The 7,324-nt window shown below is 64.9% G+C and carries 7 protein-coding genes and 2 pseudogenes; 5 read left to right on the top strand and 4 right to left on the bottom strand.

Annotated features, from left to right (window positions below; translation table 11 throughout):
* A pseudogene (locus B3446_RS01385) lies at positions 1-210 on the top strand (hypothetical protein); the annotation flags it as partial.
* 33 nt (positions 211-243) lie between these two features.
* Here B3446_RS01385 and B3446_RS01380 read toward each other — a convergent pair.
* Positions 244-1,116 (bottom strand): DMT family transporter, encoded by an 873-nt coding sequence (locus B3446_RS01380; RefSeq protein WP_175124716.1) that lies wholly within the window; start codon positions 1,114-1,116, stop codon positions 244-246.
* A 342-nt stretch (positions 1,117-1,458) separates the two neighbouring features.
* On the opposite strand from B3446_RS01380, the gene rplS reads away from it, so the two are divergent.
* A complete protein-coding gene (gene rplS, locus B3446_RS01375) occupies positions 1,459-1,839 on the top strand; it encodes a 50S ribosomal protein L19 (RefSeq protein ID WP_175124715.1) in 381 nt (126 codons plus the stop codon).
* 123 nt (positions 1,840-1,962) lie between these two features.
* A complete protein-coding gene (locus B3446_RS01370; protein ID WP_175137478.1) occupies positions 1,963-2,694 on the top strand; it encodes a CoA pyrophosphatase in 732 nt (243 codons plus the stop codon).
* 97 nt (positions 2,695-2,791) lie between these two features.
* Here the strand turns inward: B3446_RS01370 and rsgA are convergent, their stop codons facing one another.
* Positions 2,792-3,694 carry a ribosome small subunit-dependent GTPase A gene (rsgA, locus tag B3446_RS01365; RefSeq protein WP_291376868.1) on the bottom strand — a complete coding sequence of 301 codons (903 nt, stop codon included), beginning with the start codon at positions 3,692-3,694 and terminating at the stop codon, positions 2,792-2,794.
* The gene (locus B3446_RS01360) at positions 3,691-4,941 is read right to left on the bottom strand and encodes a M48 family metallopeptidase (protein ID WP_291376867.1); all 1,251 of its coding nucleotides are present in this window, start codon (positions 4,939-4,941) and stop codon (positions 3,691-3,693) included. The genes rsgA and B3446_RS01360 overlap by 4 nt, the downstream gene beginning before the upstream one ends.
* A gap of 61 nt (positions 4,942-5,002) precedes the next feature.
* Here B3446_RS01360 and orn point away from each other — a divergent pair, with 61 nt between their 5' ends.
* A complete protein-coding gene (gene orn, locus B3446_RS01355) occupies positions 5,003-5,548 on the top strand; it encodes an oligoribonuclease (protein WP_105237948.1) in 546 nt (181 codons plus the stop codon).
* A gap of 121 nt (positions 5,549-5,669) precedes the next feature.
* Positions 5,670-6,237, top strand: a pseudogene (locus B3446_RS01350) (NAD(P)H-hydrate epimerase).
* Positions 6,238-6,256: 19 nt separating this feature from the next.
* Here the strand turns inward: B3446_RS01350 and paaX are convergent.
* Positions 6,257-7,186, bottom strand: coding sequence for a phenylacetic acid degradation operon negative regulatory protein PaaX (paaX, locus tag B3446_RS01345; protein ID WP_175124710.1), 930 nt, complete (start codon positions 7,184-7,186; stop codon positions 6,257-6,259).
* Between the last annotated feature and the right edge of the window lie 138 nt (positions 7,187-7,324).

Raw genomic sequence — 7,324 nt, 5'->3', positions numbered from 1 at the left:
CTGGCGGGTCTGCCCGTCGCCGACGCAGCCACTGCCGCGCCGGCCGCGCCCGTCGCTGCGGCGCGCGATCACAGCATCGGAGACGCCAAGGCGCAGCCGGTTGCCAACCAGCTCACGATGAAAGCCATGATTACGGACGTAGTGCTGGTGCTGGCCTGGGGCGCGATGATCCCCGGCCTGATGTGGTTGGGCGTGGCTGGCGGCTTCTGATGGCCGCTGGCTGCTGACGAACCGCGGCGGCGGTCAGCTCGATCCCAGCAGGATCACGCCCGCCAGAATGGACACGCATCCGGCCAGACGGCCCACGCCCACTTTTTCGCGCAGCAGGAACATGCCGGCCAGGGTGCCGAGCATCATGGACATTTCCCGGGCAGGCGCCACCAGGCTCAGCGGCGCGCCGTTGCGCAGCGCATACAGCACCAGGATGTACCCCAGCGGCGACAGAAACCCCACGGCCAGCGCCAGATGCCAATGGCCGCGCATGGATTCCCACGATTGGGTGGGGCGGCGCAGCATATGCGGGGTCATCATGGCGGTGCGGGTCACACAGGTAAACCAGTCGAACAGCACCGGACTGATCAGCAGCACTTTCACGCCGTACGCGTCCACCACCGTATAGGCCGCGATGAACAGGCCGATCACCACGCCCCAACGCACGCCGATCCACGCCTGCGCCTGCTTGAAGATGGCGAGCCGACCCTGGGTGGCGATCAGCAGCACTCCGGCCACGACGCACAGCATGCCGGCGATGCCGGTGCTGGTGGCGGGTTCGCCCAGCAGCAGAAAAGCGCCTGTCGTCGACAGCAGGGGGCCGGTGCCCCGCGCAATCGGATACACCACGGACAGGTCGGCCACCTGATAGCCGCGCTGCAGGCACAGGCTGTAGCCCAGATGCAACAGGCTTGATGTCAGGATGGCGCCGACGACGGGCCAGGTCCAGTTCATGCCGTCGTGCATCAGCACCCAGATCACCCACGGCGCATACAGCACCGTCGCGCACAAGCCGTAGGCAAAGACGAACGGCGCGCCCACCATGGCCGCGCGCTTGGCAAGGAGGTTCCACGTGGCGTGGGCCATCGCCGCCAGGACGACCAATATCAGGGACGAGTACGACATGAGGGAACAGCGTCAGATGACGTGTTTGTTACAGGGAGTTGGAAGGGTACCGCAAACCGTGCTCAAGGCGCACATGTTACCCGAGGCTCTGGGGAATTTTTGGTGTAGAATCATTGGTTTGCCAAATCTCATCCTCTGCTTGCGGCATAGCATCGCGACACAGGCTCACAGGAAATCCGCATTGCGGACAACCCACGAGAACCAGTAGCCATGCACACGAACCAGGCCGGTTGCGACCGAAGACTTGAATCTCGAGGCTTCGATCACACGAAAGCCCGGGCGTGAACAACATCGATCGGCAAAAGTTTTAGTCCGCAAAGACATGATGATCTAGGAGTTCACATGAACCTCATCGCTATCCTGGAACAGGAAGAAATTGCCCGTCTGACCGGCGGTCAAGCCAAGCCTGAATTTGCTCCTGGTGACACCGTCATCGTGAGCGTCAACGTCGTTGAAGGCACCCGCAAGCGCGTGCAGGCTTTCGAAGGCGTTGTTATCGCCAAGCGCAATCGCGGCCTGAACTCCGCGTTCACCGTGCGCAAGATTTCGTCGGGTGAAGCCGTGGAACGTACGTTCCAGCTGTACTCGCCGCAAATCGCCAGCATCGAAGTGAAGCGCCGCGGCGACGTGCGCCGCGCCAAGCTGTACTACCTGCGCTCGCGCTCGGGCAAGTCGGCTCGCATCAAGGAAAAGCTGGTCAGCAAGCAAGCCCCCGCGGCTTGATCGCTTATCGGCACACGGCCCTGACAGTGTCGGACGTTCACGCCAATCCGCGTTTCCGTCCGGCACGGTTTTCCGGGTTAAAAAGGCACCTGCGAGGGTGCCTTTTTTCTTACTTCTGAGCGTATGTCTGAAACCTCGTCCTCCGCGCGGCCTAGACGGCCGCTGGCGCGCCCCGGATTCGATCCGGCGACGCAACCGTGGGTGGTGGCCAACGAATCGCTGCCGCCCGTGCCCACCCGCCTGCTGACGCCGGATTCCCTGCGCGGCACGCTGAGCCAGCCGTCCACCTGGACGCTGGAGCTGTCGCGCGACAACGATCTTCGCTATCCCGGCCGCGAGGGCACGCCTGTGCCCGCGGCCGTGCTGATCCCGCTGGTGACGCGCGACGAGGGCGTGAACATCATGCTGACGCAGCGCGCCGCGCATCTGCATGATCACGCGGGCCAGATCAGCTTTCCCGGCGGTCGCATCGAGACCAGCGACGCCACGCCGGTGGATGCGGCGCTACGCGAAGCCCAAGAGGAAACCGGCCTGCCGGCCAATCACGTCGAAGTCCTGGGCAGCATGCCGCCGTACCTGACGGCGACCGGCTTTTCGATCATTCCCGTGGTGTCGCTGGTGCGGCCGGGTTTTGAACTGGCGCCCGACGCTTTCGAAGTGGCCGAGGTGTTCGAGGTGCCGTTGTCGTTCCTGATGGACCCGGCCAATCATCGCCTTTATGAAGCCCGGCTCGATGACGGACGGGTGCGCCAGTATTACGGCATGCCGTACGGCAAGCACTTCATCTGGGGCGCCACTGCGGGCATGCTGCGCAACCTCTATCACTTGCTGCGCCACGGATTCACGCCGCGCTGATTGGCCTTGGAATCCGCTTCGGAACAATCGGGCGTGCAGGCCCGCACAAGCAAACGGCCCCGATCGGGGCCGTTTTCAATGGGGGCCGCAGCAAGCGTCAGTAGCGCTGCTGGCCCGCCAGGTTTTCTTCAAGGATGCGTTCGTACAGCGCGTAGCGCGCCGGATCGATCCTGCCGCTCTGCAGCGCCGCCACCACCCCGCACCCGGGCTCGTGGCGGTGCGTGCAGTTGTAGAAGCGGCATTCCTCGATGGGCTGCGTGAACTCCGGAAACCCGCGGATGATGTCGTCCCGCGTCAGGTGATGCAGACCGAAGGCCTGGAACCCCGGTGAATCGATCAGGTCGCCCCCCGGCGCCGGCAAATGGTAGAGCCGGGTGCTGGTGGTCGTGTGCTTGCCCATGTCCAGCGCGGTGGAGTGCTCACGCGTTGCTGCGGCGGCATCCGGCACCAGCGCGTTGAGCAGCGTGGACTTGCCCATGCCGCTCTGTCCCAGCAGCAGGTTCGTGCGGCCGGCCAGGCGCGGCGCCAGCAACGTGTGGACTTTCTCGGGCTCGAGTGCGCTCAGTTCGATGATGTCCACGCCCAGCGCCGCGATGGGCGCGAGCCGCGCGCGCGCGGCCGGCAGCTCGTCGGTCAGGTCCGTCTTGTTCAGGATGATGAGCGGCGCGATGCCGGCGCTCCATGCGCCTGCGAGCGCGCGGCCGGTCAGGTCGTCCGAAAAGGTGGGCCGGACGGCCACGACGATCAGCAACTGGTCGACATTGGACGCAAACTGCTTGGACCGCATTTCGTCGGATCGATAGAGCAGGTTGCTGCGCGGCAGAATGGCGTCGATGGCGCCCTCGGCCTTGCCTTGCGGTGTGATCTTGACCCGATCGCCCACCGCGGCGCCGGTTTTCTTGCCGCGCGGGAAGCACTTGCGCAGGGCGCCATCGGCCAATTCCACGGTGTAGTGGCGGCCATGCGCGGCGATGATGCGGCCTTCCATCGGCGCGCTCATGCAGCAGCCGCCATCAGGTGGCGGATGCGCACGGCGGCAGGAGGGTGACTGTCGTAAAAGGCGGAATGCACAGGGTCGGGCGTCAGGGTTGCAGCGTTGTCGTCGTACAGCTTGACCAGCGCCGAGACCAGACGGTCCGGCGAGCTTTGCTCGGCGGCATAGCGGTCCGCTTCGAATTCGTCGCGGCGCGAGTACCAGCTGGCCAGCGGCGTCAGCATGAAGGTGAATACAGGAATGACCAGGAAGAACAGCAGCAGCGCCATCGCGTCGTTGCGGCCGCCCAATTGCGGCATCACGCCCAGGCCCACATAGAACCACGGTTGCTGTGCGATCCAGCCCAGGATGGCAAAGAACACCAGCGCGGCGGCAAAGCTGAAGATCACACGCTTGATGATGTGGCGCTTGGCGAAATGCCCCAGCTCGTGCGCCAGCACGGCCTCGATTTCATCGGCGTTCAGGCGGGCCAGCAGGGTATCGAAGAACACGATCCGGCGGGATTTTCCGAAACCCGTGAAGTACGCGTTGCCGTGGGCCGAGCGGCGCGAGCCGTCCATGACGAACAGACCATTCAGGGCAAAGCCGCAGCGCTGCGCCAGACGCTGGATGCGGCCGGCCAGTTCGGGGTCGGACAGCGGCGTGAACTTGTTGAAGAGCGGGGCGATGAACATCGGGTAGATGATCAGCAGGGCCAGGTTGAACACGGTCCATAGCGCCCAGGCCCAGACCCACCAGTAGGCGCCGGCGCTGCCCATCAGCCACAGTACCGCGGCGGCCAGCGGCAGGCCCAGCACGGCCGCAACCAGCAGGCCCTTGGCGGCGTCGGCCACAAACAACCCGGGCGTCATGCGGTTGAAGCCAAAACGCGCCTCCAGCTTGAACTGCCGCCAAAGCGTGAAGGGCAGACCGAGCAGGCCCAGCACCAGCGCAACCACCACCAGCAGCAGCATCTGCCGCACGAAGTCGTTGCTGGTAAGCTGGCTGACCATCAGGTCGATGAATTGCAGGCCACCCAGCAGCGTCAGGGCAACCAGCACCAGGGCGTCATAGGTGCGCTCGAGCATGCCCAACCGCACCCGCGCCACGGTGTAATCCGCCGCCCGCTGATGGCTGGTCAGTCCGATGCGATGGGAGAATTCCGCAGGCACCTGGTCGCGATTGCGGGCGACGTGGCGAATCTGGCGTGACGCCAGCCACATGCGCACGGCAATATCGGTCAGCAGGAAGGCAACGAACAGCAGTGTGAACATGGGCAAAGCGTTTTGCTCAAGAAGGGATATGCGAAAATCGCGCGTTTTAAAGGCAAATTATATGGCTGCGAACGAAAACCGCCTGATCTGGCTCGACATGGAAATGACGGGGTTGGACCCCGAGAAAGAACGCATTATCGAAGTCGCCGTCGTGGTGACCGAACCCGACCTGACGGTCGTGGCCGAAGGTCCGGTGATCGTCGTGCACCAGTCCGACAGCCTGCTCGACGCAATGGACAACTGGAACAAGTCGACCCACGGCAAGAGCGGGCTGATCGACAAGGTCAAGGCGTCCACGGTGACCGAGGCAGAGGCAGAGGATACGCTGTTGGCGTTTCTTGCGCAGCATGTGCCGGCGGGCAAATCGCCCATGTGCGGCAACACCATCAGCCAGGACCGCCGGTTCATGTTCGCCTACATGCCGCGCCTGGAACAGTTCTTCCATTACCGCAACCTGGACGTCAGCACGCTCAAGGAGCTGGCGCGCCGGTGGGCCCCCGCCGTCTACAAGGGATTCGAGAAAAAGAGCCGCCACGAAGCGCTGGCCGACATCTACGAGTCCATCGACGAGCTCAAGTATTACCGCGAGCATTTCCTGAAGGTCTGAGACCGTCGGCAGACCGCCCGGTTCCAACGGACTTTCGCCGCACGCTACCGTCATGCCGTCCTACTCCGTCGCGCAGATCCGCCAAGCCGAACAGCGCGCCCTGGGAACGGGGCGTGCGCTGATGCCGCTGGCCGGCGCGGCGGCGGCCGGCTTCGTCGCGGCGCGAGCGCCGGTGAACGCGTCGATCCTGGCGCTGGCCGGGCCCGGCAATAACGGCGGGGGCGCATTGGAAGCGGGGGGGCTATTGCTGGNNCTTGGATGTTCACGTCGTGTTGCCTTCGGGGCCAGACAGGCTGCCTGCCGATGCGGCGCGCGCCTGGGAGCGCTGGCTGGCCGCGGGCGGAGAACCCCGAACGCACGCCGTGTTGCCGACCGGACCGTCTCCGGGACTGGTCATTGACGGGCTGTTCGGCATCGGCCTGAACCGTCCGCTGGATGCCGCGTGGCAATCCCTGATCGACACGGTCAATGCGTGGGAGGTTCCGGTGCTGGCGCTGGATGTGCCCAGCGGCATTGATGCCGACACCGGGGTGGCGCTGGGCCGGCCGATCCGGGCGCGATGGACGTTGTCGTTCATTGCGGCATGCCGCGGACTCACGCTGGCCGGCGCAGGACGAGAGGCGGCGGGAGAACGCCACGTCGACACGCTAGGCGTCGTCATGGCCGGCGAGGACAGTCCGGGCCGCTAAACCCGCAACGCGCCAGCCGTCAGGCTGGCCGGCCGCCAAAGCGCGATTCGACTTCGGGCGACAGGGGGCGGTAGCGTTCGTTGTCCTGTCCGGCCAGGGCATTCAGGTGGGTTTCGGAGGGATCGAACACCTTCCAGTAAAGCCGTCCGCACAATTCCCGCGCGGCGTGCCCGGGCCAGTTGTCGGGCAGCATGGGGGCAGGCAGTTGCGGATCGTGCAGCACGATCCGGCGCCAGTTGTGCAGCACCATGACGCGGACGGTAAACGCCTCGGCGGGCGAGGGCGCCTCGTCCAGCAGCTTTTCAAGCGGGCCGAAGTTGCGCGAGAACTGGCGGTATTGCTCGGCCACGTCGTCCAGGTTCCAGCATTGCGTCGCCAGGCTGGCGATCGGCAGTCCGCCGGCGCCGGCCAGGTCGCGGGCCGACAGCACCAGCGCGCGGTCCGGAATCCCCAGCTTTTCAAGAATGTCATGCGCGGCGCGCGCCTCGGTGTGCGGATGCGCAAACAGCCCCGGCGCGATCATGCCGAAGCCTTCCCACGTCAATTCGCGGCGCAGCTCGCCGCGTTCAGCCAGGCCGTTGCCCGTGCGCGGCAGCGCGACCAGCGTCCATTCCCCGTTCCATTCCTTGGCGCCGCCGACGTAAATGCGCTGCGACGCGTGCGACGTGTGGCGCAATCCCTGCTCGGAAATCAGGTAAAGGCTGCGCCGGCCGTGGCGTTCGGATTGCAGCCAGTTCTGCGCCACCAGGCGAAAGACGCTGGTGCGCAGCAGGCGTTCGTTGATGCCGAGCGGGGCCAGAAGCTCGATCAGGCTGCCCAGCCAGATGGCGCCGCCGTGCGGGGCCAATGCATCGCCCAGCACGCTGACGCAGAGCGATTTCGCGCGGGGCGGATCGCTTTTCAATAAGCGGGACAGAGCGCGTTCCAGGGTCGACTGAGGGTTTGCCATGAGGAGGGCCGCGGACGGCCGATATCGGGATGCCGGATATGATACATAAATCCAATGTGATACAGATTTGAGTTTGACAATGATTTTTTTGTATTAAATAATCGTCTCATGACATGACGGCACTGCGCAGCGTTTGCT

The sequence above is a fragment of the Achromobacter sp. UBA5777 genome, assembly GCF_002418565.1.
Classification (GTDB): Bacteria; Pseudomonadota; Gammaproteobacteria; order Burkholderiales; family Burkholderiaceae_B; genus Achromobacter; species Achromobacter animicus.
The sequence above is the reverse complement of the archived record's forward strand: the minus strand, read 5'-3'. Positions and strand labels throughout refer to the sequence as shown.

Coding starts and splice junctions, on each gene's coding strand:
- B3446_RS01380 (WP_175124716.1), bottom strand. CDS start 1,116: ATGTCGTACTCGTCCCTGATATTGGTCGTCCTGGCGGCGATGGCCCAC.
- rplS (WP_175124715.1), top strand. CDS start 1,459: ATGAACCTCATCGCTATCCTGGAACAGGAAGAAATTGCCCGTCTGACC.
- B3446_RS01370 (WP_175137478.1), top strand. CDS start 1,963: ATGTCTGAAACCTCGTCCTCCGCGCGGCCTAGACGGCCGCTGGCGCGC.
- rsgA (WP_291376868.1), bottom strand. CDS start 3,694: ATGAGCGCGCCGATGGAAGGCCGCATCATCGCCGCGCATGGCCGCCAC.
- B3446_RS01360 (WP_291376867.1), bottom strand. CDS start 4,941: ATGTTCACACTGCTGTTCGTTGCCTTCCTGCTGACCGATATTGCCGTG.
- orn (WP_105237948.1), top strand. CDS start 5,003: ATGGCTGCGAACGAAAACCGCCTGATCTGGCTCGACATGGAAATGACG.
- paaX (WP_175124710.1), bottom strand. CDS start 7,186: ATGGCAAACCCTCAGTCGACCCTGGAACGCGCTCTGTCCCGCTTATTG.